This is a genomic window from Pseudomonas sp. GL93 (genome assembly GCF_003408955.1).
GTDB lineage: Bacteria > Pseudomonadota > Gammaproteobacteria > Pseudomonadales > Pseudomonadaceae > Aquipseudomonas > Aquipseudomonas paracarnis.
This window is the reverse complement of record NZ_NKRF01000002.1, coordinates 235,825-259,801: the sequence shown is the minus strand read 5'-3', so window position 1 is coordinate 259,801 and position 23,977 is coordinate 235,825. Positions and strand designations below refer to the sequence as shown.

Genomic DNA, 23,977 nt, shown 5'->3' with positions numbered 1-23,977 from the left:
AATGGCGGGTTTTTACTCAATATGTAGTGCCAAAATGCGCGAATGTTTAGGAGTGTTACGGACAAGTCGGCCTGCTCGGTAAACTAGTGGCCTTCTGGAACCCGCGTGTTTCCTGGGCTGTAGCGCGGTGGTATTTTTTTGCAAGGGCTTTTTGTTGCCCTTCGCGCATTGCTCAACGCTCAGTCGGGCGACATAATGTAGCCCCTTTTTTCTGCCCCTACATGTGGAAGGTTCCCGTGACTCAGAAGCCCGACCAGTGTCTTGGTGAATGGATCGACCGTGAAGCACTCGCTGAAGCGATGATTCCGCTTATCGGTCAGCTGTACCGCAATAACAATGTGGTGAGCTCGATCTATGGCCGCAGCCTGATCAACCAGTCTGTCATCGCGATTCTCAAAGCCCACCGCTTTGCGCGCCATCGCTCCGCCGACGACAGCGAACTCTCCGTCCACGAAACATTCCCACTGCTCAAAGCCATGAGCGAGCTCAAGCTCGGCGCGGCTTCGGTAGACCTGGGCAAGTTGGCCTACAAATTCCGCAAGGAAGGCGCTGGCCGCACCGCCGAGCAGTTCGTGCGTGAAGAAATGGCCGATGTGGTTGGCCAGCAAAACGCTGCTGCCCGTAAAGGCACCGACGTGGTGTTGTACGGCTTTGGCCGTATCGGCCGCCTGCTGGCGCGCATCCTGATCGAAAAAACCGGTGGCGGCGACGGCCTGCGCCTGCGTGCCATCGTGGTGCGCAAAGGCGCCGAGAACGACCTGACCAAGCGCGCCAGCCTGCTGCGTCGCGACTCGGTACACGGCTCGTTCAATGGCACCATCACCATTGACGAAGAAAACAACACCATCACCGCCAACGGTAACCTGATCCAGGTGATCTACGCGAAGAACCCGACTGAGGTGGATTACACCCAGTACGGCATCCAAAACGCCCTGCTGGTGGACAACACCGGCGTATGGCGCGATGCCGAGGGCCTGGGCCAGCACCTGGCTTGCCCGGGTGTCGACCGCGTTGTGCTGACCGCGCCTGGCAAGGGCAAGCTCAAGAACATCGTGCACGGCATCAACCACGCTGAAATCACTGCTGACGACAAGATCGTGTCCGCCGCGTCCTGCACCACCAACGCCATCGTGCCGGTGCTCAAGGCCGTGAACGACAAGTTCGGCATCATCAACGGCCACGTTGAAACCGTTCACTCGTACACCAACGACCAGAACCTGATCGACAACTTCCACAAAGGCGATCGCCGTGGCCGTAGCGCCGCGTTGAACATGGTGATCACCGAGACCGGTGCTGCCACCGCTGCTGCCAAGGCTCTGCCTGAGCTGGCTGGCAAGCTGACCGGTAACGCGATCCGTGTACCAACACCGAACGTGTCGATGGCGATTCTCAACCTGAACCTTGAGAAAGCCGCCACCCGTGAAGAGATGAACGAATACCTGCGCTACATGGCGCTGCACTCCGACCTGCATAAGCAGATCGACTTCGTCAATTCTCAGGAAGTGGTCTCCACCGACTTCGTTGGCTCGCGCCACGCCGGTGTGGTGGACGCCGAAGCGACCATCACCCAGGACAACCGTGTTGTGCTGTACGTGTGGTACGACAACGAGTTCGGCTACAGCTGCCAGGTGGTTCGCGTGATGGAAGACATGGCTGGGGTCAACCCGCCTGCGTTTCCGCGCTAAGCCTTTGCGCTGAATGAAGAAGCCCCGACTGGTTCGGGGCTTTTTTTATGGCTCTTGGTTCTATGTTGCCTGGGAAGGCCTCATCGCAGGCAAGCCAGCTCCCACAGAGGGAATGCATTCCAAATGTGGGAGCGGGCTTGCTCGCGAAGGCGGTGGCACAGCCAGCGCTTTGCTAAAGGGGCAACGCCATCAATGGATGCCGCATAATGGCCCGTGTTCAGGTAATTCAATTTCGGCAGCGCCGGGGTTTAGCGATATTCTGCGCCCTGTAGTAAAGGCAACACTGGCCTACGACGCGACCAAGGGTTAATGTTCGCGGCGCTCGGCCTTCTATAGACTGTGCCCCGGTTCACACACTTGAGCCAAATTGTCCTTCATGCTCGCTGGCCGCGGCATGATTTAGCCCGGCGTCCAACCGTACGCCTGGCCTGTTCTGAGGAGTACGCATGGCTGTCTACAACTATGACGTGGTGGTACTGGGTTCCGGCCCAGCTGGAGAAGGTGCGGCGATGAACGCTGCCAAAGCAGGGCGCAAGGTGGCGATGGTCGATAGCCGTCGCCAGGTCGGCGGTAACTGCACCCACCTGGGTACCATCCCGTCCAAGGCGTTGCGTCACTCGGTACGGCAGATCATGCAGTTCAATACCAACCCGATGTTCCGGGCCATTGGTGAGCCGCGCTGGTTCTCGTTCCCGGACGTACTGAAAAGCGCTGAAAAAGTCATTTCCAAGCAAGTCGCCTCGCGTACCGGCTACTACGCCCGTAACCGCGTCGACCTGTTCTTCGGCACCGGCAGTTTTGCCGACGAGCAAACCGTCGAAGTGGTCTGCGCCAATGGCGTGGTCGAGAAACTGGTGGCCAAGCACATCATCATCGCCACCGGTTCGCGCCCGTATCGCCCGGCGGACATCGACTTCCACCACCCGCGTATCTACGATAGCGACACCATCCTGAGCCTGGGCCACACCCCGCGCAAACTGATCATCTACGGCGCCGGCGTGATCGGCTGTGAATACGCCTCGATCTTCAGTGGCCTGGGTGTATTGGTGGAACTGGTGGACAACCGTGACCAGTTGCTCAGCTTCCTCGACTCGGAAATCTCCCAGGCGTTGAGCTACCACTTCAGCAACAACAACATCACCGTGCGCCACAACGAAGAGTACGAGCGGGTCGAAGGCCTGGACAACGGCGTGATCCTGCACCTCAAGTCCGGCAAGAAGATCAAGGCCGATGCCTTGCTGTGGTGCAATGGCCGTACCGGCAACACCGACAAGCTGGGTATGGAAAATATCGGGGTCAAGGTCAACAGCCGTGGCCAGATCGAGGTGGACGAGAACTACCGCACCTGCGTAACCAATATCTACGGTGCCGGTGACGTGATCGGCTGGCCGAGCCTGGCCAGTGCCGCCCATGACCAGGGCCGTTCGGCTGCCGGCAGCATTGTCGACAACGGCAGCTGGCGCTATGTGAATGATGTGCCGACCGGGATCTACACGATTCCCGAGATCAGTTCCATCGGCAAGAACGAACACGAACTGACCAAGGCCAAGGTGCCTTACGAAGTGGGCAAGGCGTTCTTCAAGAGCATGGCGCGTGCGCAGATTGCCGGTGAGCCGCAAGGCATGCTGAAAATCCTGTTCCACCGCGAAACTCTGGAAGTACTCGGCGTGCATTGCTTCGGCTACCAGGCGTCGGAGATCGTGCACATCGGCCAGGCGATCATGAACCAGCCGGGTGAGCAAAATACCCTCAAGTATTTCGTCAACACCACCTTCAACTACCCGACCATGGCCGAAGCCTATCGGGTAGCGGCCTACGACGGTCTCAACCGGCTTTTTTGAGCGGCTCCGGCCGGTGGCCTGAGCCGGCCGGGGAGACCGATTTCAGTAATTCTCGAGGGTGGCAGTGGCCAAACCGGGAAAGTCTGTAATCAGGCTATCTACGCCGAAGTCGGCGAGCCTGCGCATCAGCGCAGGTTCGTTGACTGTCCACACGGACACATGCAAACCCTGGCGCTGGGCTTTTTCCAGCCGCTCGGGGGTGCACAGCGTCCAATTCAATGCCAAGTACTCACAGCCGTAGTTCTGCGCGACCTTCAGCGGGTCGAGCCAGGCGTATTCGGCGACCAGGCCGCGTGACAGGTCCGGGGTGAGTTCCACGGCGGCCTTGAGCACTTCCCGCGAGCTTGACGTGACCGTGACCTTGTCCATCAAGCCAAAGCGCACGGCCATTTCGCGAATCGCCAGCACAGTGGTGGCGGCGCGGGTACGCGAGGCGCTTTTGACTTCCAGTTGCCAGTGATCGAAGTCGCACTTTTCGAACAGCTCCTCCAGGCGTGGAATCGGGCAGGGGCTTACCCAGCCTGGGCCGCCTTTACGCGCGTCCATCTTCACCAGGTCAGCCGCCGAATACTCGACGACCTTGCCGCGCCGGTCGGCGGTGCGCTTGAGGGTCGGGTCGTGGATGACCATCAACTCGCCGTCCATGGACAGGTGCAAGTCCAGCTCGCAGCGGCGTACGCCGTGCTTGAGGCATTCCTGAAAACTGGTCAGGGTATTTTCCGGTGCTTCGCCTTTGGCACCGCGGTGGCCGTAAATCAGGGTCACAGTTGCTCCTTTGCGCCAGGATGGCTGGCGTCGTGAATGCGTATTCAGAGGTCTTCGCTTTGTTCTCGCGCCAGGCGGCGTTCCTGGGCCTGTTTCTGCAGGATATAGCGCGCCAGCAGTTGGCGTTGGGCATCGGTCATGGACTCGAACTCCGTGCCCACATCAAAACCGTCGCCCTTGGGGTCGCAATGGGTCACCCGTGCGCGCAATAACAGGCCGAGCGCTTGTGGCATCAGCACCAGCTTGACCGCCAGATGGGTATCGGGGGCCAGCAGTGTCGGGTGCTGGAAGTCGATGCCGCCCTCGGAGAGGATCACCGGTTGCGGCGCACCCACCTCGTTCAGCAAACCGCGGGCCATCACCTGGCTGAGCAGATCCAGGCGTTTGTTCTGCACTTTGAGGAAGGCCGCCAGGCTGCGGTCTTTCTCGTTGATCTGGCGCAGCAGGTGCTGAGCTTCGAATTCGCTCAGGTGCAGTTCGCTGAGCAAATTGAACAGCGGCGAATCATCCAGCAACACTTCCTTGCTCGCCGCGTCGGGGCCAGACAGGGGTTTGATTTGAAGTGCGATCATGTCGTCGATACGGTAGTATTCGCGGCGCTCTTCTTCATCTAATGTCGACATGGCGAACCCCAGGTTACGGTAATGGTCTGAGTGTAAAGCTGCTGACCAGACCCCGCCACCGGGACGTCTTCTTTTCCTCCGAACAAGCCCCGACATGTTCAGACCTCTCTTCGTATTTATCGGCACGCGTTATAACCGTGCAAAGCGTCGCAATCATTTTGTGTCGTTCATTTCCTTGACCTCGATGATCGGTCTCGCCCTGGGCGTGGTCGTGATGATCGTGGTGCTGTCGGTGATGAACGGCTTCGATCATGAGATGCGCACCCGCGTGCTGGGCATGGTGCCCCACGCGACCATTGAAGGCGATGCGCCGATCAATGATTGGCAAAGCCTGGCCGCCAAGGTCCAGCAGAACCCCAAGGTGGTAGCGGTAGCGCCGTTTACCCAGATGCAGGGGTTGCTGACCAACGACGGCAAGGTGCAGAAGATCCTGCTCAATGGCATCGACCCGGCCCAGGAGCGCAACGTCTCGATCATCGACAAGTTCATGCTGCAAGGTAAGCTCGACGCGTTGGCGCCCGGCAGCTTCGGCATCGTCATCGGTGACAAGGCCGCAGCCAAGCTGGGCGTGGGGGTTGGCGACAAGCTGACCTTCGTTGCGCCGGAAGTCACCGTGACCCCGGCCGGCATGTTCCCGCGTATGAAGCGCTTTACCGTGGTGGGCACCTTCCACGTCGGCGCTGGCGAGATCGACGGTTACATCGGCCTGACGAACCTCACCGACCTGGCCCGCCTGCATCGCTGGCAGCCCGACCAGGTGCAGGGCCTGCGCCTGAAATTCAACGACTTGTTCGATGCGCCGCGCGGCGCCTGGGAAATTGCCCAGCACCTGGGTGAGACCGAGTACTACGCTCGCGACTGGACCCGCACCCACGGCAACCTGTACCAGGCCATCCGTATGGAAAAAGCCATGATCGGCCTGCTGTTGCTGCTGATCGTCGCCGTGGCGGCCTTCAACATCATCTCCACGCTGGTGATGGTGGTGAATGACAAGAAGGGCGACATCGCCATCCTGCGTACCCTGGGCGCCACGCCGGGGCAGATCATGGCGATCTTCATGGTGCAAGGCACGGTGATCGGCGTGGTCGGCACCTTGATCGGCACGGCGGTAGGCATTCTGGCCGCGCTGAACGTCAGCGCCGCCATCGCCCTGTTTGAAAAAGTGATCGGCCACAAGTTTCTCAACGCCGACGTCTACTTCATCGATTACTTGCCGTCCCAGGTGCAAACCCAGGACGTGCTGATGGTGGGTGGCGCTGCGTTGGTCCTGAGCTTCCTTGCCACCCTGTATCCAGCCTGGCGCGCGGCACGTACCCAGCCAGCACAGGCATTACGTTATGAGTGAATCGGGCATGAGTGAAAAAGCAATCCTGAGCTGCCGCAACCTGGGCAAATCCTACGAGGAAGGCCCGGAATCGGTGGTGGTGCTGTCCAACCTGCAGCTTGAACTGCACCCTGGCGAGCGCGTGGCGATCGTCGGCAGTTCCGGTTCCGGCAAAAGTACCTTGCTCAACCTGCTGGGCGGCCTCGATACGCCGTCCCAGGGCAGCGTATGGCTGGCCGGTGAAGAACTGTCGGCCTTGAATGAAAAGGCCCGCGGCCAATTGCGTAACCGTTCGTTGGGCTTTGTGTACCAGTTCCACCACTTGCTGCCGGAATTCACCGCCCTGGAAAACGTGTGCATGCCGCTGTTGATCGGCAAGACCGCGATTCCTGAAGCGCGCCAGCGTGCCACGGCGTTGCTTGAGCGCGTCGGCCTGGGCCATCGCCTGGAGCACAAGCCAGCGGAGTTGTCCGGTGGTGAGCGCCAGCGCGTGGCGATTGCCCGTGCCCTGGTGAACAACCCGGGCCTGGTGATGCTCGACGAGCCGACCGGCAACCTCGACTCCCACACCGCCCAGGGCATCAAGGACTTGATGCTGGAGCTGAGCACTCAGATGCGCACCGCGTTCCTGGTGGTGACCCATGACATGAGCATGGCCCGGCAGATGGACCGCGTACTGCATTTGCAGGAAGGTCATCTGGTCGCTATCTGACCTGTTGCAAGCCCGGTTTTTTGAGGCCGGGCTTTTTCATTTTTCCAACGGTGCCCGCGAATGTTCAGACCGTTATCGATTTTTATCGGCACGCGCTATACCCGCGCCAAGCGCCGCAACCGTTTTGTCTCGTTTATCTCGATGACCTCGATGATCGGCCTCGCCCTGGGCGTACTGGCGATGATCGTGGTGCTTTCGGTAATGAACGGCTTTCAGCGTGAAATGAGCTCGCGCATCCTCGGCATGGTGCCCCACGCCACCATCGTCGGTGTAAAGCCGATTGATGATTGGCAGCCGGTGGCCGCCGCCGCGATGAAGAATCCGCAAGTCACCGCCGCTGTGCCCTTCACCCAGATGGATGGCATGTTTTCCTATAAGGGCGCGATGCAGCCCATCGAGATCAGCGGCGTCGACCCGGCCCAGGAAGGCAAGGTGTCGATCGTGGCCCAGCACATCGTGCGCGGCAAACTCGACGACCTCAAACCCGGCGAGTTCGGTGTGGTGGTCGGTGATATCACTGCACGGCGTTTTCGCCTGAACGTGGGCGACAAACTGACCCTGATCGTGCCGGAACTCAGCAGCGCGCCGGGCGGCATCACCCCGCGCATGCAGCGCCTGAACGTGGTGGGCATCTTCAAGGTCGGCGCCGAGCTGGATGGCTCCATGGCCCTGATCCACATGGCCGACGCGGCAGAAATTCAGCATTGGCAGCCCAACCAGGTGCAAAGCGTGCGCCTGGCGGTGAAGGACCTGTATGCAGCGCCCAAAGTCTCGGCAGATATCGCCGCCAGCCTGGGTGCGGCCTACAAGCCGGACGACTGGACCCACACCCAGGGCAGCCTGTTCAGCGCGATGAAAATGGAAAAGACCATGATCGGCCTGCTGTTGCTGATGATCGTCGCCGTGGCCGCGTTCAACATCATCGCTACCTTGATTATGGTGGTGAACGACAAGGGCGCGGACATCGCCATCCTGCGCACCATCGGCGCCACGCCTCGGCAGATCATGGCGATCTTCATGGTGCAGGGTACTGTGATTGGCGTGGTCGGCACCTTGATCGGCGGCGTGCTGGGGGTGATTGCGGCGCTGAACGTGAGTGAACTGGTGGGCTGGCTGGAGCGGGTGAGCGGGCAGCATATCTTCAGTTCAGACGTGTACTTCGTTAGTAATCTGCCTTCGGAGCTGCAAGGTGGGGATGTGTTGCTGATTTGCTCGGCGGGGTTTGTGCTGAGCTTCTTGGCGACGATTTACCCGGCGTATCGGGCGGCGAAGATTGAGCCGGCGCATGCGCTGAGGTATTCGTAACCTTTAAGACCGCTTTCGCGAGCAAGCCCGCTCCCACATTTGTCCGCGCACATCCTTTGGAATGCGGTTAAATGTGGGAGCGGGCTTGCTCGCGAAGAGGCCGGCCCAGCTTGCATCAATCTCCCTTGGGCAACTCAATCACAAACCTTGTCCAGCCCGGCTGCGACTCACAAAAAATCCTCCCGCCGTGCGCCCGCACAATCGATTGGGTAATCGCCAACCCCAGCCCCGCATGTTCACTGCTACCGGCACGCCTCGACGGGTCGGCTCGGTAGAAACGGTCAAACAGCCGCGGCAATAGCGGCGCAGGAATACCTTCCCCGCTGTTCTCAACCGTCAGTGTCACGTCGCTCTCGATCCGTACCCGCACTTCACCGCCTGGTGGGGTAAAGCGCAGCGCGTTATCCAGCAAGTTCGACAGGGCCCGGCGCAACATGCCGCGATCGCCCATGGTATGGGCGCTGCCTTCGCGCACCAGCGTGACCTGTGCGTCTTCGGCCAGCAGGGTAAAAAATTCCAACAGTGCGTCGACCTCATCGCCCAGGTCCAGGGATTCACGGGTGGGCATCAGCAAGCCGTGGTCGGCTTTGGCCAGGTAAAGCATGTCGTTGACCAGTTGCGCCATCCATTGCAGCTCTTCCAGGTTGCTGTGCAGCGCCTCGCGGTAGTCCTCCAGCGGGCGCGGTTGGGTGAGGATGACTTGGGTCTGGGTCAGCAGGTTGGACAGCGGTGTGCGCAGCTCGTGGGCGATATCTGCGCTGAAGGCAGACAGGCGCTGGAACGCGTCGTCCAGGCGGGCCAGCATGGCGTTGACGGCCTGGGCCAGTTCCGCGAGCTCCACCGGCATTTGTTCTTGGGGTAAGCGTTGCGTGAGGGAGTGGGCGGAGACGCTGGCGGCCACTTCGCCCATGCGCCGCAGCGGTCGCAAGCCACTGCGTGCAGCCCAGGCGCCTAGCAAGGCAGTGGCTAGGGCCGAGAGGCCGACGGTCAGCCAGATCAAGCGTTGCATGCGTTGCAGAAAGTGCTGGTGGTGGGTGATGTCGAGGATCAGTGTCAGCTGTGGCGAATCCAGTTGGCTGGGCGTCAAGGGTGCGATGAATACGCGGTAGTCGGTGCCTGCGTATTGCAGGCTGTGCAGGCCGGGCGCTTGGGGCAAGGGAAGGTATGGCGCACCGTCCAGCCAACGCTCACCGGCCGCGCTGATGCGCAAGGTGAGGTCGGGCTGGTGATCGAGTTCGGCGCGCAGTTGAGGGGTTCGCTGGACGAGGTCTGCCGGTGAGGCGACACCCTGCAAGGTGCTGCGCAGGGCCACCAGTTTGCTTTCGAGCTGTTGCTGGTCCAGCTCCATGAAATGCGCCTCGCTGGCCCGGTTGAACAACACCCCGGCGATCAACGAGACCACCGCCGTGCAGGCGGCAAACAGCAGCGCCAGGCGGCTGGTCAGGGACAGGCGCTTGATCACGTGAACCGTTCCTCCAGCACGTAACCCATGCCGCGCACGGTGTGGATCAGTTTGTTGGGGAAATTGTCGTCGACTTTCAGGCGCAGGCGGCGAATGGCGACTTCGATGATGTTGGTGTCGCTGTCGAAATTCATGTCCCACACCTGGGAGGCGATCAGCGTCTTGGGCAGCACTTCGCCCTGGCGGCGTAGCAGCAGCTCCAGCAGGGCGAACTCCTTGGCGGTGAGGTCGATGCGCTGGCCGCTGCGCTCGACGCGGCGGCGGATCAAGTCCAGGCTCAGGTCGGCCAGTTGCAGCGTGGTGTCCTGCGGCGTGCTGCTGCCACGGCGCAACAAGGTGCGCACCCGCGCCAGTAGTTCGGAAAAGGCGAAGGGTTTGACCAGGTAATCGTCGGCGCCCAGCTCCAGGCCATGTACTCGGTCTTCTACGGCATCGCGAGCGGTGAGGAACAGCACCGGGATGTCCAGGCCGGCACTGCGCACCGCCTGCAGGATTTGCCAGCCATCGCGGCCGGGCAGCATCACATCGAGGATCAACAAGTCATAGTCGCCCGTCAGCGCCAAGTGCTGGCCACTGGTACCGTCGGCCACCAGCTCGGTGGTAAAGCCCGCCTCGGCCAGGCCCTGGCGCAGGTAATGACCGGTTTTGGGTTGGTCTTCGACGATCAGCAGTTTCATATCGGGCTCTTATATAGGTGCTATGTAGGAGCGAGCTTGCTCGCGAAAAACGTCAACGATAACGCGGGCTGTCTGGCTTAACGTGTTGTGCTTAAGCCCTTCGCGAGCAAGCTCGCGCCTACAGAAAACATCGGGCTTTATACCGTGCTCTTTAAGGTATGGGCGCAAGCTGACAAAGTTGTAATCTAGCAGTCAGCTGGCTGGCAGCGAGGCCATCTTAAAGTGTTGCCAAAGCTGGATACCTATTGTGGAGAGTGAAAGATGGCGTTGCGTACACCCCTGTTAGTGGCGGGTTGCCTGTTGGCGTTGAGCTTCCATGCACTGGCGGATGCGACACACACCTACGCGTTCGGCCAGCCGGCCCCGGCGGATAAAGCTACGCGCACCGTTGAAGTCACGCTGCAGGACATTGCCTTTGAGCCCAAGTCCCTGGACGTCAAAGCCGGTGAAACCGTGCGCTTCGTGCTGGTCAACAAAGGCCAGTTGCTGCATGAGTTCAACCTGGGCGACGCGGCCATGCATGCCGCCCACCAGAAAGAGATGTTGCAGATGCAAGCCAGTGGCATGCTCACCGCCACCGGCATGGGCAAGATGGATCACAGCGCCATGGGCCACGGCGACATGGGCGGCATGAAGCACGACGATCCCAACAGTGTGTTGGTAGAGCCGGGCAAGACGGCCGAACTGACCTGGACGTTCAAGCAGGCCACAGGCCTTGAGTTCGCCTGCAACCTGCCCGGGCATTACCAGGCGGGCATGGTCGGCAAACTGACCGTTGAGTGAGGCGTTTGTTAAGGGCGGGGGCAAAGACTGGTAGACTGGCGCGGTTTATTTAGCCAGGTTTCCGCCATGCATCCCGCAGCCGAACATTCGCCGCTGGGCAAGTCCAGTGAATACATCAGCACCTACACGCCTTCGTTGCTGTTTCCGATTCCACGCGCCGCCAAGTGGGCCGAGCTGGGCCTGAGCGCCGAGACCCTGCCGTACAAGGGCGTGGATTTCTGGAACTGCTTCGAACTGTCCTGGTTGTTGCCCTCGGGCAAGCCGGTGGTAGCCATCGGTGAGTTCAGCATTGCGGCTGACTCGCCGAACATCATCGAGTCCAAGTCGTTCAAGCTGTACCTCAACTCGCTGAACCAGACCGCGTTTGCCGATACGCAAAGCCTTGAAGCCACCCTGCGCACCGACCTCAGCTTTGCCGCCGGCAAGCCCGTGAACGTGCGCATTCGCAGCCTGGCCGACATTGAGGCAGAAGGCGTGATGGCGTTGCCGGGGGTGTGCATTGACGACCTGGATATCAACGTCAGCAGCTACGAACACCCGCGCCCGGAACTGCTGCGTTGCGATGATTCGCGCGTGGTGGAGGAGAGCGTGCACAGCCACCTGCTCAAATCCAACTGCCCGGTGACCAGCCAGCCTGACTGGGGCAGTGTGGTGGTGGAATACCGTGGTGCGGCGCTGGATCACGCCAGCCTGCTGGAATATATCGTCAGCTTTCGCCAGCACTCGGACTTTCATGAGCAGTGTGTGGAGCGGATCTTCCTGGACTTGCAGCGCTTGCTCAAGCCGGAGAAGTTGACCGTGTATGCGCGGTATGTGCGCCGGGGTGGGTTGGATATCAACCCGTATCGCAGCACTGAGAACACCCAGTTCCTGAACGTGCGGCTGGCGCGTCAGTAAACCTTCATACAAAAAACTGTGGGAGCTGGCTTGCCTGCGATTGCGATCTTTCAGTCATTCATCAAGTGACTGATACACCGCTATCGCAGGCAAGCCAGCTCCCACATTTGGTTGTGTGTTTGGCTTGGGATTGGGTTAGATGCCGATATTGCCCAGGGTGATCATGATATTGCGCAATGTCCCAGAAATGACTGGATGTTCAGCATCAAACTCTATGGCCGCTTGATTCACATCGTCGGAAATGCTGGGTGTCTGAGTCGCCGGTTCCAATTCAAGTTGCATTTCAAACTTGGCAATCAGCGCCTCCAGCGCTTCACGTTTCTCTACTGGCAGCGGTGGCTCCTGTTCCAACTGCCCGCGCAGGATCTCGACCTGTTCTTCCAGTTTTTTGCGATCAGGCATGACGTTCTTTCCTTTTATCGATAGGCACTGGCGTAGACCGCGGCACGCCGCGAAAGGTCTACGGGCTGACCTGTAGATTAATCCACTGGGGCCAACTGTGCATGATCTCGATCAGGGCTTCTCGCCCTTGAGCTGGCGCAGGCGGATGTCGGCCAGGCAGGTGCCGAGTTCGCCCAGGTGGTCGATCACCGAGTGCACGCCCAGGCCATAGAGCGCCACCGTGGCCTTGCCGCGCTTGTATTCGCGTTGCTGCTCGGTCAGCGCCTGCCATTGCTGGGGCGACAGGCCGCAGAGCGAACCGCAGGAGGCCAGGCCGATGGTCCACAAACCGGCATTCAGGCCCGATTGCAGAAGGCGCGGCTCGCCGCTGACCAGTACGCAGCCTTCCAGGCGTTCGATGTTCAACTCCATCAGGGCTTGCCAGCAGGCGTGGGGCGCGGGCCAGCGAATGGAGGAGGGCGAGGCGGCCTTGAGCCAGCCAGGCAGGCCGGCGCAGAGTGGCGTGGTCACGGCGGGAGGCAGTTCCTCCAGCCAGGCGCAGGGCACGCCTTGTTCTTTGAGGCTGCGCAGGATTTTCAATGCGCCTGGCGTGGCCTCGGCGTCGGCGCACGGTGAGTCGGTGCGCGCCAGGGAACCGAAATCCACCAGGCAGCCACTCAGGCCAAATAACACGGCGGTCAATGAGGGGGCGGCGGCGACGGCAATCTCGGCGTGTGGCATCTGAACGTCCCTGAAATAGCTGCCACGCTATCGGGGCGGCATGACAAGGGGATGACACTGTCGATATTTGTAGGAATTTTGTGCATTTTACTTAAGACGATTCTAGGTAGCTGCCTAAATCGGCACTTCCGTCATATACTGACAGCCTTATTCAGGGCATAGCGCCCATGACAGACCATTCAAGGAGCAAAAGCTATGCGCTGGAGCCAGTACTTCGCTCAGCTATCGGTGTGTGCCACCATCCTGTTGGCACCGTTCGCTGCCCAAGCGGCCCCGGAAGATGACCCGTGGAAAGCGTCAACCGCCCCATCTTCACCTTCAACGACACCGTTGACACCTACGCCCTCAAGCCAATCGCCCAGGGCTATCAGTTCGTCACCCCACAATTTGTGCAGGACGGCGTTCACAACTTCTTCCGCAACATCGGTGATGTCGGCAACCTGGCTAACAACGTGCTGCAACTCAAGCCGCACAATGCCGGCGTCGACACCGCCCGCCTGTTGGTCAACACCACATTTGGCGTGCTGGGCTTTATCGACGTTGGCACCAAAATGGGGTTGCAGCGCAGCGACGAAGACTTCGGCCAGACCCTGGGCTATTGGGGCGTGGGCAGTGGCCCGTACGTGATGATCCCGTTGCTGGGCCCAAGCACCTTGCGTGATGCGCCGTCCAAATACGTCGATAGCTACACCCAACCGTACCGCTACATGAACGACATCGGCTGGCGTAACAGCACCTTCGGCCTCAATGTCGTCGACGTGCGCGCCAGCCTGCTCGACAGCGAGAAGCTGATCAGCGGCGACAAGTACACCTTCATTCGTAACGCTTACCTGCAGAACCGCGAGTTCAAGGTCAAGGACGGCAAGGTCGTTGACGACTTTTAAGCTGTGACGTTTTGAAATGAAAAAGGCGACCTTTGTAAGGTCGCCTTTTTTGTGCGCGCTTTTCAGCGCATTTTCAAAATCTTCAAGCCTAGTTGCTGTTCTTCCCCGGCCGCCTTGGTCCACACCACCTCTGTATCGGCCTCGAGGCCTTTGAGGGCGGCATGTTCTGAGTCGATGCGCACGGTCAGCAGGTCGCCCACAGTGAACTGGCGGGGGGCCTGCACCTGCATGCCGGAACTGGAGAGGTCCACGCAGGTACCGGCGATCTCCTGCCCGGCATGGATCAAAGACACATCGGCATCTATTCGCATGCGGATGAAATCGCGTTTTTCGGCGTAGTCGCGCTCGTGTTCGCTCACAGCATCCATCCTTACTTTGCGTTGTGGTTGTGAGGGTTCTTATAACTCCCGGTGATTTGCGGTGTAAAGACGCCCGGCGACCATCGGCATGAGCTTGAAACCCCTCACGGATGGGAGTACCGTCTGCGCCTTAGAAGGGCACCTCTGCTTTACCGTTGTGCATGGGCCAAATCCCAATGCTTTGTAGGACAGAGAGGCTAGAAAGCGAATCCAGTACGTGAGCCCGGCCATTGCCGAGCCGCCTACGCCAACCTAATTCTGGCGCCGTTTGCCCACATGCAAAAAACCAGTGCCACGCTGCTGATAATCGATGACGACGAAGTAGTGCGCGCGAGCCTCGCGGCCTACTTGGAAGACAGTGGCTTCAGCGTCCTGCAGGTCAGTAATGGCCAACAGGGTCTCCAGGTATTCGAGCGCGACAAGCCCGACCTTGTGATCTGCGACCTGCGCATGCCCCAGATGGGCGGCCTGGAGCTGATTCGCCAGGTGACCGACCTTGCCCCGCAAACGCCGGTGATTGTCGTGTCCGGTGCCGGTGTCATGAACGACGCCGTCGAAGCCCTGCGCCTGGGCGCTGCCGATTACCTGATCAAGCCCCTGGAAGACCTGGCCGTGCTGGAGCACTCGGTGCGCCGCGCCCTGGACCGTGCACGCCTGCTCCTGGAAAACCAGCGCTACCGCGAAAAGCTCGAGACCGCCAACCGCGAACTCGAAGCCAGCCTGAACCTGCTGCAGGAAGACCAGAACGCCGGTCGCCAGGTGCAGATGAACATGTTGCCGGTCAGCCCCTGGACGATTGACGAGTTCAAGTTTGCCCACCAGATCATCCCGTCGTTGTACCTGTCGGGTGATTTTGTCGACTATTTCCGTGTCGATGAGCGCCGCGTGGCGTTCTACCTGGCCGACGTTTCCGGCCACGGCGCGTCTTCTGCCTTTGTGACCGTGTTGTTGAAGTTCATGACCACACGGCTGCTGTTCGAGTCCAAGCGCAATGGCACCTTGCCGGAGTTCACGCCCTCCGAGGTGCTGGGCCACATCAACCGGGGCCTGATCAGCTGCAAGCTGGGCAAGCACGTGACGATGGTCGGCGGCGTGATCGATGAAGAAACCGGTCTTTTGACCTACAGTATTGGCGGCCACCTGCCGATGCCTGTTTTATACACTCCTGACAGTGTGCGCTACCTGGAAGGGCGTGGCCTGCCCGTAGGCTTGTTTAATGAAGCCACCTACGAAGACCACATCCTGGAACTGCCGCCGACCTTCAGCCTGACGCTGATGTCCGACGGTATTCTGGACCTTCTTCCAGAGCCTACACTCAAAGAGAAAGAAGCCGCCTTGCCCCAAAAGGTCAAGTCGGCGGGCGGCAGCCTGGATGGCCTGCGGCAGGTTTTTGGATTGGCCACGCTAGGGGAGATGCCGGATGATATCGCCCTATTGGTGTTGAGCAGGAATCTTTGATGAGTACCGGAAGAATCCAATTCGCCGAGCAAGACGGGACCTTCGTCCTGAAATTTGTCGGTGAAGTGCGCCTGACCTTGTGTTCGGCCCTGGATGCGACGATCGAGCGGATCTTCACAGCGCTGAACTTCTCGGCGATTGTGATCGACCTGACCGAAACGCGCAGCATCGATAGCACCACCCTGGGCCTGTTGGCCAAGTTGTCCATTCTGTCGCGGCAGAAGGTCGGCCTTTTGCCGACCGTGGTCACCACCCACGAAGACATCACCCGTCTGTTGCAGTCCATGGGCTTTGACCAGGTGTTCAACATTGTTGATCGCCCGATCCCCTGCCCGGAATGCCTCACCGACCTGCCGTCCCAGGACCAGTCCGAGGAGGTCGTGCGGATCAAGGTGCTGGAAGCGCACAAGATCCTGATGGGCCTCAACGAGTCCAACCGCGAAGCGTTCCACGACCTCGTCAACGCCCTCGAGCGGCACTGACCTCCAGTTGTAATAACATTCCAAATGTGGGAGCGGGCTTGCTCGCGAATGCGGTCTGCCAATGAGTACATCTTTGGCTGATCCACCGCATTCGCGAGCAAGCCCGCTCCCACAGGTTGATCTGAGGCTGGCTTAAGATGGTCGAAAGACAAAAAAAGGGCGGCACCCTCACAGGTGCCGCCCTTTTTGGTGCTGTCTGCCCTTACAGCTTGGCCGACAACAACGCCTCCAGCTTCTCCTGGTCCCGAGCAAACTGACGAATCCCCTCCGCCAGCTTCTCAGTCGCCATCGCGTCCTCGTTGGACTCCCAACGGAACTGAGCTTCAGTCATATGCACCCGCGCCTCACCGGCGTGGCCTGGCGCCAACTTGCGCTCCAGCTTGCCTTCATCGGCTGCCAGCTTCTCCAACAGGTCCGGGCTGATGGTCAGGCGATCACACCCGGCCAGCTCTTCGATTTGGCTCAGGTTACGGAAGCTCGCACCCATCACCACAGTCTTGTAGCCATTGGCCTTGTAGTAGTTGTAGATGCGCGTCACCGACTGCACGCCCGGATCATCGGAACCGGTGTAGTCGTTGCCGTTGGCCTTCTTATACCAGTCGTAGATACGGCCCACAAACGGCGAAATCAGGAACACACCGGCTTCAGCACAAGCCACGGCCTGCGCGAAGGAGAACAACAGCGTCAGGTTGGTCTGGATGCCTTCTTTTTCCAGCTTCTCAGCGGCGCGGATGCCTTCCCAGGTGGAGGCGATCTTGATCAGCACGCGGTCACGGCCAACCCCAGCCTTGTCATACAGGTCGATCAGACGGTGCGCACGCTTGAGAATCGCGGCCTCGTCGAACGACAGGCGCGCATCCACCTCAGTGGAAATACGGCCCGGCACTACTTTGAGAATCTCTTGACCTACCGCCACCGCAAAGCGGTCACTGGCCAGGCCCACATCGCCGTTGCAATCTTGCACACACTCATCCAGCAGCTTGGCATAGCCAGGAATCGAGGCAGCCTTGAGCAGCAGGGAGGGGTTGGTGGTCGCGTCTTGCGGCTTGAGCTTGGCGAGGGTGGAAAAATCGCCGGTATCGGCTACGACGGTGGTGAATTGCTTGAGTTGTTCCAGCTTGGAAGTCATGGGCGTGCTCTGTCCTGTGGGTCTAGTGACATTACCCGAGCGCTGGCAGGCGCTCAAGGGCGCAAATGCGTTAGGTCGTTTGCGAGGGCAATAACCTGGAAACGGCCGTTTGAATAACCGGCAGTGGTGCTCAATTGGAGGGCAAAATCGCAGCTAGGTTCAACCGGATTCCACCCGACCTGCGCCACCGGTTTCAAGCCAGTTGATAGAGGTAATATCAATGTTTTGAAGTTGTGAAAAGTTTATTTTTCATCTCTTTGGTTGTTGCTGTTTTTGCTTGTGCTATACCTGATTGGCAAACGCTAACTTAGGCCGATAAACACTCTGATGACATAACTGTCCGCGGCGAAGTGCGTGGGTGCCTGTGCATTAAAATCTGTTTGTTAGTTTGAAAGCAAAGGAGAGATGTAATGAAACGGAATATATCAACGCTATTCGCCGCCCTGGGTTTTATTTGTTCAACAACGGTATTTGCCGATGTGACGGTACAGCAGGCCCTCAGCGCCGGTTGTTACGATACACAGGAAATGCGTGGCATCATTGACACCGCCAAGGCAGGTAAACCCATGGGGAGCCGCACCCTGGAAAAGGAAAATGAGCTGAACTCATCCTATGGCGGCAAGATCACCGACTCCCGAGTGACTGCGCCTGCCACCTGGGTGTACCGCGCGTATGAGAGCGCAGACACCAACAATTGGCACGTCCAGAAGCTCAAGGCCGGAGTGATCTACTCCAAGGCTCAAAACGACCTGGACAAATATGTCAAAGGAGGCGGCACACCCCAAGAGTACTGGGCCATCGATGGGCCTGACCTGCACGCGCTGGGTTTTAACGGCGCCACCTACACCACAATGCGACTGCTCGCCTTACAGTCCAGCGACACCCCGAAAAGCCAGTTCGTGAGTTTTGCACTGGACTACGCCACCACCGGAACCTTTGGAGATGCCGTGTATGCACTTCAAGTAAACCCAAACTCACCCATTCTCGGGTTGGTAAACTGCAAAACGCCAGGCGGTGAAGTTCAATTTCAAATACTCGGCGGCACCACATTCAATACGCTTTACCGCAAAGTCAGAACCGATAAAGATTGGAAAAGGTATAACCGAGACACCGACCAATGGGTAACGGTGCCCAAAGGAACAGTGCCGGAAAACTAAACAACAGTGCAGCAAGGGCCGGCAGCAACTGCCGCGCCCTTGCAATCACCGCTGAACATGTAGGAGCTGGCTTGCGATAACGTCGGTACACCCAATGAGCGCTTACCTGACACTCACCAGGCAAAAATGTGGGAGCTGGCTTGCCTGCGATAGCGGAGTGTCAGCCTCCATCTAAACCAACTGACACTCGACCAATCACCGCCCCTCCAACAACGCCCCCGCCTGATCCAACAACGCCAATGGATCCGCCGCCTTATGAATATCCACCGACAACAACTGCCTGAACTTGCGCGCCCCCGGAAAACCAGTGCCCAACCCCAGCACATGCCGAGTAATGTGATGCATCGTCCCACCACTGGCCAAATGCTCAGCAATATAAGGCCGTAACTGCGCCAACGCCTGCGCCCGGCTAATCACCGGCGCCTCACTGCCAAACAACCGCTGATCCACCTCCGCCAGCAGATACGGATTGTGGTAAGCCTCCCGCCCCAGCATCACCCCATCAAACGTCTGCAAATGCTCCTGGCACTGCTCCAACGTCTTGATCCCACCGTTGAGATTGATCTCCAACTCCGGAAAGTCCCGCTTCAACTGCGCCGCCACGTCATAACGCAACGGCGGAATGTCCCGGTTCTCCTTGGGCGACAACCCCTCCAAAATCGCAATCCGCGCATGCACGGTAAAACTGGTGCAACCGGCCTCCTTCACTGTCCCGACGAAATCACACAACTCGGCGTAACTGTCCCGACCATTGATGCCGATACGGTGCTTCACCGTTACAGGGATCGACACCGCATCGCGCATCGCCTTCACACAGTCCGCCACCAGGGCAGGGTGCGCCATCAGGATCGCGCCGATCATGTTGTTCTGTACGCGATCGCTGGGGCAGCCGACGTTCAGGTTCACCTCGTCGTAACCGGCGGCCTCGGCCATACGGGCGCAGGCGGCCAGATCGGCTGGAACACTCCCGCCCAATTGCAGCGCCAGCGGGTGCTCGGCTTCGTTGTGGCGCAGGAAGCGCTCGTGGTCGCCGTGGAGGATTGCGCCGGTGGTGACCATCTCGGTGTAGAGCAGGGCGTGTTTGGAGAGCAGGCGCAGGAAGAACCGGCAGTGGCGGTCCGTCCAATCCATCATGGGGGCGACGGAGAAGCGGCGGGAGAGGACTTGCGGTGGAGCTATGGCTGAAGGCATTGGAGTCTTGGATGGAGAATGCGAAGGGTGGGCAGTTTATCAGGAATGGGTCGGAGGGGGCTGGGTGTTGATTGGGTGGCGCGAGCCCCAAATATTAAATATTAAATAAATCTGTCCCCTTTTCCCCAGCGTTGGATAAACAAATTTTTCCTCGTTTGCCGATATGCCTCTTGCCCTGGTGTCTGTGTTTTTGCTTCTTGAGCTGATTTGAAAAGCCAGAATTATTATAAGTTGAGATTGAGGTTATTTCGAATTCGTATTAAGAACTGTGAGTTCTGACAGTTATTTATTTTTCTGAGTGCCTATAACCTGTCGTCTCTGTGTTGTCGATTTTTGTGGAGGCTTTATGAAAAGTTGGGCGTATTTACTTTTTTTTGAGATTGTTCAGGGCGAGCCGCTGTTCAAAGTTCAAGAGGTAAAGATTTCGGAGTCTAAACCTGCCGGTAGCGATACCTCTTCTAGGCAGTTTGGTAGCCGGGAAGGGTGGTTTGAGTGCCCTCATGATATTGGAAGGGGATGGCTGTGCTACGGCTTTGGAAATTATTTCAGCCCTTTGTTTCTCGATCGTGCTAGGCGTGAGGGGCCTTCAGCTTTGCCGCAAGGAAATAAATATGTGAAGTTTAGAGTGTATAACTTTTTTGGTATGGATAACTACAGTTCGTGCGACCTAAATATTGATGTTCAGAGGTATGGTATAGATGATGTTTCAAGAATATTGCTGTCTTATTATAAAGGCGGAGTCGATTTGGGGATTAGAGCGGAAGCTGGAGACCCTGAAGGGAAAAAACTCTTATTTAAGGGTATCTCCCAATTGGTTTATAGCAATTTTTCATCAGTAACATACATTGATGAGGTTTTGAGACGAGGCAATATGGATTCGCGCCATTTTAAGAATTTGCTTTGGGCTGTTGTCTCTTCGCATACGGTAGCTAAGGTACCCGAGGAAAATAAGGTCCCCCTTGCAGATGCGAGTAAACCGATAATTGAGTACAACCTCGACCCGATGTATCCAATCGTTGCGCGGTGGCAGCTTGAGTCAGGCCCGCGTTGGGGGATGGATTGGTGCGATATTGGTTTAGACTTTATATTTGATTTTGTTACTGAGGTTGTTGATGCTGCTGTTTGATTTTGTTGTTAAGCGGGAGAGCAAAACTCTCTCGCTGTTTTTATAGATTATAGCTAGCTTGGTTGTTTGCATGATTTGCCGATAGGCGATAAGTGATAGAGCAATCTCTAGGAACATGTCAAAATTTCTAGGAAATATCCCACATTTTTCTCAGCTTGCCCCTCAGACCTCCCCTAGCTAACCTCCTCAAGCCGCTGCCAATCCAGCGGCCGGATGTGGAAGTCCGACCAAGCTGAAGGCGCTCAATCGCCCATAAACACCTACCGGCGTTTTTTTACGTCTGTATGATTGCTTATGGCGGCTGTGCGCGGGGCACTTCGGTGCGCCGGGTCCTTTAGCCCTGGTCTTCCACACCTGCGTACAGCTGCCACCCCTCATGTGGAAGTGAGATAGGCAGTTCCTTAAACGCTAAAGGAGCTTCGCCATGTACAAAGTCACACGTAATCCGCCTTATGCCTCAAACGCTGCATCTTCTGATCCCAAGCTTCAAGCCGCAGCCCACCGAGCAATCCATCATCACTTGCCCCCATCCGACGACGCTGCGCCCGCCGAAAGCCCAAGCGACAACCTATTCCTCGTAAACCCAACCATCGACCCTGAAACCCTCCTGGCCAACGCCGCCGAAAACCTCGCATCCGCCAACGAAATGGCCGCCACCCTAGCGTTCGACCTCGACGACTCCCAGCGCGCCATCGCCTTGGGCATTCAGCAGTTAATCGAGTTGAGCTCGCTGCTCGTTGACCGAGCCCAGGAACAAGTCGCGCCCGTGACTGCCTCAGTCAAAGTCTGACAACCATCCCCGCCGCCTAACCCAAGGCGGCAACCTGAACTCATGCTGTCTCCCAGCAAAGTTTCATAATCCCTGCGCCGTTGAGGTCTACGATTCCCCTACTGAGAGAGGACCCCAGCGCCTCCAGCCCACAGGGAACTGAAACCATGATCTCGAACCTCGTCAAAGTTGTGATGATCACCGGCACGTTGATGTTGAGTGCTTGTTCATCTTCACCAGCCTTGAGCAGTGACCCGTGCTTTTCAGGCGGATGCCAGGCATTTGGTGACCATAGCCCCAACAAAGCCGCGAAAATGAATTTTGGCGGTAGTGGGCTGGGCAGTAGTTATGGGGAGTATGGTTCGGGGCTGCTGCATGATGATTGATGGAGTGGGGGCAAGCACTAATGCCTGCCAGTTAAGTGTCATCGCCTTCTGTAGGAGCGAGCTTGCTCGCGAAAAACGTCAACGATAATGCGGGCTTCCTGAGTGAACGCGGTGCCGGTGAGTTTTTCGCGAGCAAGCTCGCTCCTACAACTGGAAGCCCCACCTACAGTTTGATCCAGTAGGGCGTCAGTGGCCGCCTTTCATGCGCCGGGCTATCAGGTAGAGGCCCAGGCCTACCAGCGCTGTCGCGGCGCCGATGTAGCCGGTGCTGGTCCAGCCGAGGCCGGCAGTGATGGCCATGCCGCCAAACCACGGGCCGAGCGCATTCGCCAGGTTAAACGCCGCATGGTTGGATGCTGCCGCCAGGCTCGGCGCTTCGTGGGCAATGTCCATCAGGCGAATCTGCAACGGTGCTGCCAGCGCAACCATAGTGCCAACCAACCCCATGCTCAGCAGCACGCCCCACAGCGACGAGGCGGCGAAGGGGAAGAACAGCAGCACGGCCATCGCCCATACCAATATCAAACCCACCGCCCTAAATTGCATGCGATCGAACAGCTTGCCGCCGGCAATGTTGCCGATGATGCCGCCCACGCCAAACGCGGCGAGACCGAAGGGGATCCACTGCGGCGAGACCTTGGTCACTTCCAGCATGGTCGGCGCCAGGTAGCTGAATACGCAGAACATCCCGGCAAAGCCAATCGCGCCGATGGACAGGGCCATCCATACCTGGGGTTTGGTGAAGGCGCGCAGTTCTTTGCGTGGGTCGCTGCGTTGTTCGTCGTGGCGGTGGGGCACGAATTGCCAGACCAGGGCGATGGTGAGTAGGGCGATCACGCTGACCAGAGCGAACGCCGAGCGCCAGCCCAGGTGTTGGCCGAGGAAGGTGGCGATAGGGTTGCCCAGCAGCATGGCCAGGGTCAGGCCCATCATCACGCGGGCTACGGCGCCGGCGCGTTTGTCGGTGGGCACCATGCTGGAGGCAACCACGGCGGCGATGCCGAAGTAGGCGCCGTGGGGCAGGCCGCTGATAAAGCGGAAGGCCACCAGCGAACCGAAGGTGGGGGTGAAGGCGGTGGCGAAGTTGCCCAGGGCGTACAGGCCCATCAGCAACAGCAGCATGTGTTTGCGCAGCAGCTTGGCGCCGAGGATGGCCAGCAGCGGGGCGCCGACCATCACGCCCAGGGCGTAGGCGCTGATGGCGTGGCCGACTTGCGGTTCACTCAAGCCCAGGTTTTGGGCGATGTCGGGCATCAGGCCCATGATGGCGAATTCGCCGGTGCCGATCGCGAAGGCGCCCACGGCCATGGCCGCTTCCATTTTGGCGGCGCTGCGCGCGGGCAGTACCTGCCCGGGTGTTTGCTGGATAGTCATGGGTAACTCTGTGTGAAAGGTGTGCACGAAGGACGGTCGCCGATGCTACGCAAGCCGCGACGAAGGTGTCTAGAACCGCCATTTTCGGCAGAGTTCCACGCCTGTGACCGCAGGTCGCGGCTGCCAGGCTTGACAGGGGCGCATTAAAACCGGCGATTTAGGCCTGTCAATTGGCCAAACGGCGCATAAACGCTGTTTAGCGTGATATTCTGCGCGCCGTCTTGGTCTAGTCTTTCCCTGGTGCGTACACCCGTATACGTCCCAGCGGTTGGCTGTTGCCCAGGTAGCTGAAGCCAATAACGATAAGAAGTCAGCGCAGAAGGGACATAACAGTGAGGTCGATCCATCGGCCTTGTGTGCCCACCCTGCAGCTTTCATGTGAATGTGCAGACCCCGCGGTACGTTGCCTGACGTAGCGTGAACGAGGGTTACTCATGACCAGAGGCGGTAGGGCGGATGGCGTTTT

The 23,977-nt window shown here is 58.7% G+C and carries 23 protein-coding genes and 1 pseudogene; 14 read left to right on the top strand and 10 right to left on the bottom strand.

Annotated elements, in window-relative coordinates:
* The first annotated feature begins 221 nt into the window (after positions 1–221).
* Together CER19_RS01305 and sthA are read left to right on the top strand one after the other, a co-directional pair.
* Positions 222–1,685, top strand: coding sequence for a glyceraldehyde-3-phosphate dehydrogenase (locus CER19_RS01305; protein ID WP_057710853.1), 1,464 nt, complete (start codon positions 222–224; stop codon positions 1,683–1,685).
* 446 nt (positions 1,686–2,131) lie between these two features.
* The gene (gene sthA / locus CER19_RS01300) at positions 2,132–3,526 is read left to right on the top strand and encodes a Si-specific NAD(P)(+) transhydrogenase (protein ID WP_005786183.1); all 1,395 of its coding nucleotides are present in this window, start codon (positions 2,132–2,134) and stop codon (positions 3,524–3,526) included.
* 42 nt (positions 3,527–3,568) lie between these two features.
* Here sthA and CER19_RS01295 read toward each other — a convergent pair whose 3' ends face one another.
* Positions 3,569–4,291 carry a glycerophosphodiester phosphodiesterase family protein gene (locus CER19_RS01295; protein ID WP_116665107.1) on the bottom strand — a complete coding sequence of 241 codons (723 nt, stop codon included), beginning with the start codon at positions 4,289–4,291 and terminating at the stop codon, positions 3,569–3,571.
* 44 nt (positions 4,292–4,335) lie between these two features.
* Positions 4,336–4,914 carry a PilZ domain-containing protein gene (locus tag CER19_RS01290; RefSeq protein WP_116665106.1) on the bottom strand — a complete coding sequence of 193 codons (579 nt, stop codon included), beginning with the start codon at positions 4,912–4,914 and terminating at the stop codon, positions 4,336–4,338.
* A gap of 94 nt (positions 4,915–5,008) precedes the next feature.
* On the opposite strand from CER19_RS01290, the gene CER19_RS01285 reads away from it, so the two are divergent.
* The 3 genes from CER19_RS01285 to CER19_RS01275 are packed head-to-tail and all read left to right on the top strand — an operon-like array spanning position 5,009 to position 8,255.
* Positions 5,009–6,259 carry a lipoprotein-releasing ABC transporter permease subunit gene (locus CER19_RS01285; RefSeq protein ID WP_116665105.1) on the top strand — a complete coding sequence of 417 codons (1,251 nt, stop codon included), beginning with the start codon at positions 5,009–5,011 and terminating at the stop codon, positions 6,257–6,259.
* 7 nt (positions 6,260–6,266) lie between these two features.
* Positions 6,267–6,950: a lipoprotein-releasing ABC transporter ATP-binding protein LolD gene (gene lolD / locus CER19_RS01280; protein ID WP_019818240.1), complete on the top strand. Its 684-nt coding sequence runs from the start codon at positions 6,267–6,269 to the stop codon at positions 6,948–6,950.
* Positions 6,951–7,010: 60 nt separating this feature from the next.
* Positions 7,011–8,255, top strand: coding sequence for a lipoprotein-releasing ABC transporter permease subunit (locus tag CER19_RS01275; protein WP_014717521.1), 1,245 nt, complete (start codon positions 7,011–7,013; stop codon positions 8,253–8,255).
* A gap of 115 nt (positions 8,256–8,370) precedes the next feature.
* On the opposite strand, the gene CER19_RS01270 is transcribed toward CER19_RS01275, so the two are convergent.
* Together CER19_RS01270 and CER19_RS01265 are read right to left on the bottom strand one after the other, a co-directional pair.
* Positions 8,371–9,717: a heavy metal sensor histidine kinase gene (locus CER19_RS01270; protein ID WP_116665104.1), complete on the bottom strand. Its 1,347-nt coding sequence runs from the start codon at positions 9,715–9,717 to the stop codon at positions 8,371–8,373.
* Positions 9,714–10,394: a heavy metal response regulator transcription factor gene (locus tag CER19_RS01265; protein ID WP_116665103.1), complete on the bottom strand. Its 681-nt coding sequence runs from the start codon at positions 10,392–10,394 to the stop codon at positions 9,714–9,716. The genes CER19_RS01270 and CER19_RS01265 overlap by 4 nt, the downstream gene beginning before the upstream one ends.
* Positions 10,395–10,655: 261 nt before the next feature.
* Here CER19_RS01265 and CER19_RS01260 point away from each other — a divergent pair, with 261 nt between their 5' ends.
* Together CER19_RS01260 and queF are read left to right on the top strand one after the other, a co-directional pair.
* A complete protein-coding gene (locus tag CER19_RS01260) occupies positions 10,656–11,177 on the top strand; it encodes a plastocyanin/azurin family copper-binding protein (RefSeq protein ID WP_116665102.1) in 522 nt (173 codons plus the stop codon).
* Between the two features lie 66 nt (positions 11,178–11,243).
* A complete protein-coding gene (gene queF / locus CER19_RS01255; protein WP_116665101.1) occupies positions 11,244–12,074 on the top strand; it encodes an NADPH-dependent 7-cyano-7-deazaguanine reductase QueF in 831 nt (276 codons plus the stop codon).
* A gap of 135 nt (positions 12,075–12,209) precedes the next feature.
* Here queF and CER19_RS01250 read toward each other — a convergent pair whose 3' ends face one another.
* Positions 12,210–12,476: a DUF4404 family protein gene (locus CER19_RS01250; RefSeq protein WP_116665100.1), complete on the bottom strand. Its 267-nt coding sequence runs from the start codon at positions 12,474–12,476 to the stop codon at positions 12,210–12,212.
* Between the two features lie 111 nt (positions 12,477–12,587).
* Entirely contained in the window at positions 12,588–13,196 is a 609-nt protein-coding gene (locus CER19_RS01245; RefSeq protein ID WP_116665099.1) for an HAD family phosphatase, read from the bottom strand.
* Between the two features lie 195 nt (positions 13,197–13,391).
* Between CER19_RS01245 and CER19_RS01240 the strand changes: the two are divergent.
* Positions 13,392–14,080 (top strand): annotated as a pseudogene (locus CER19_RS01240) (VacJ family lipoprotein).
* A 62-nt stretch (positions 14,081–14,142) separates the two neighbouring features.
* On the opposite strand, the gene CER19_RS01235 reads toward CER19_RS01240, so the two are convergent.
* Complete coding sequence (locus tag CER19_RS01235) at positions 14,143–14,439, bottom strand: PilZ domain-containing protein (protein ID WP_116665098.1); 297 nt, start codon at positions 14,437–14,439, stop codon at positions 14,143–14,145.
* Positions 14,440–14,715: 276 nt separating this feature from the next.
* Between CER19_RS01235 and rssB the strand changes: the two genes are divergently transcribed.
* Both rssB and rssC read left to right on the top strand, forming a co-directional pair.
* A complete protein-coding gene (rssB, locus tag CER19_RS01225; protein ID WP_116665097.1) occupies positions 14,716–15,897 on the top strand; it encodes a two-component system response regulator RssB in 1,182 nt (393 codons plus the stop codon).
* Positions 15,897–16,379, top strand: coding sequence for an anti-sigma factor antagonist RssC (gene rssC / locus CER19_RS01220; RefSeq protein WP_010566476.1), 483 nt, complete (start codon positions 15,897–15,899; stop codon positions 16,377–16,379). The genes rssB and rssC overlap by 1 nt, the downstream gene beginning before the upstream one ends.
* A gap of 202 nt (positions 16,380–16,581) precedes the next feature.
* Here rssC and tal read toward each other — a convergent pair whose 3' ends face one another.
* A complete protein-coding gene (gene tal, locus CER19_RS01215) occupies positions 16,582–17,508 on the bottom strand; it encodes a transaldolase (RefSeq protein WP_019818234.1) in 927 nt (308 codons plus the stop codon).
* Between the two features lie 410 nt (positions 17,509–17,918).
* Between tal and CER19_RS01210 the strand changes: the two genes are divergently transcribed.
* The gene (locus tag CER19_RS01210; protein ID WP_116665096.1) at positions 17,919–18,665 is read left to right on the top strand and encodes a hypothetical protein; all 747 of its coding nucleotides are present in this window, start codon (positions 17,919–17,921) and stop codon (positions 18,663–18,665) included.
* Positions 18,666–18,860: 195 nt separating this feature from the next.
* Here the strand turns inward: CER19_RS01210 and dusA are convergent, their stop codons facing one another.
* Positions 18,861–19,856: a tRNA dihydrouridine(20/20a) synthase DusA gene (gene dusA, locus CER19_RS01205; RefSeq protein WP_116665095.1), complete on the bottom strand. Its 996-nt coding sequence runs from the start codon at positions 19,854–19,856 to the stop codon at positions 18,861–18,863.
* Between the two features lie 346 nt (positions 19,857–20,202).
* Between dusA and CER19_RS01200 the strand changes: the two genes are divergently transcribed.
* From CER19_RS01200 to CER19_RS01190, 3 genes are all read left to right on the top strand, one after another.
* Entirely contained in the window at positions 20,203–20,982 is a 780-nt protein-coding gene (locus CER19_RS01200) for a hypothetical protein (protein ID WP_116665094.1), read from the top strand.
* A 424-nt stretch (positions 20,983–21,406) separates the two neighbouring features.
* Positions 21,407–21,772: a DUF6124 family protein gene (locus CER19_RS01195; RefSeq protein ID WP_116665093.1), complete on the top strand. Its 366-nt coding sequence runs from the start codon at positions 21,407–21,409 to the stop codon at positions 21,770–21,772.
* Positions 21,773–21,918: 146 nt separating this feature from the next.
* Complete coding sequence (locus CER19_RS01190) at positions 21,919–22,137, top strand: hypothetical protein (protein WP_116665092.1); 219 nt, start codon at positions 21,919–21,921, stop codon at positions 22,135–22,137.
* Between the two features lie 186 nt (positions 22,138–22,323).
* Here the strand turns inward: CER19_RS01190 and CER19_RS01185 are convergent, their stop codons facing one another.
* Positions 22,324–23,511 carry an MFS transporter gene (locus tag CER19_RS01185; protein ID WP_116665091.1) on the bottom strand — a complete coding sequence of 396 codons (1,188 nt, stop codon included), beginning with the start codon at positions 23,509–23,511 and terminating at the stop codon, positions 22,324–22,326.
* Between the last annotated feature and the right edge of the window lie 466 nt (positions 23,512–23,977).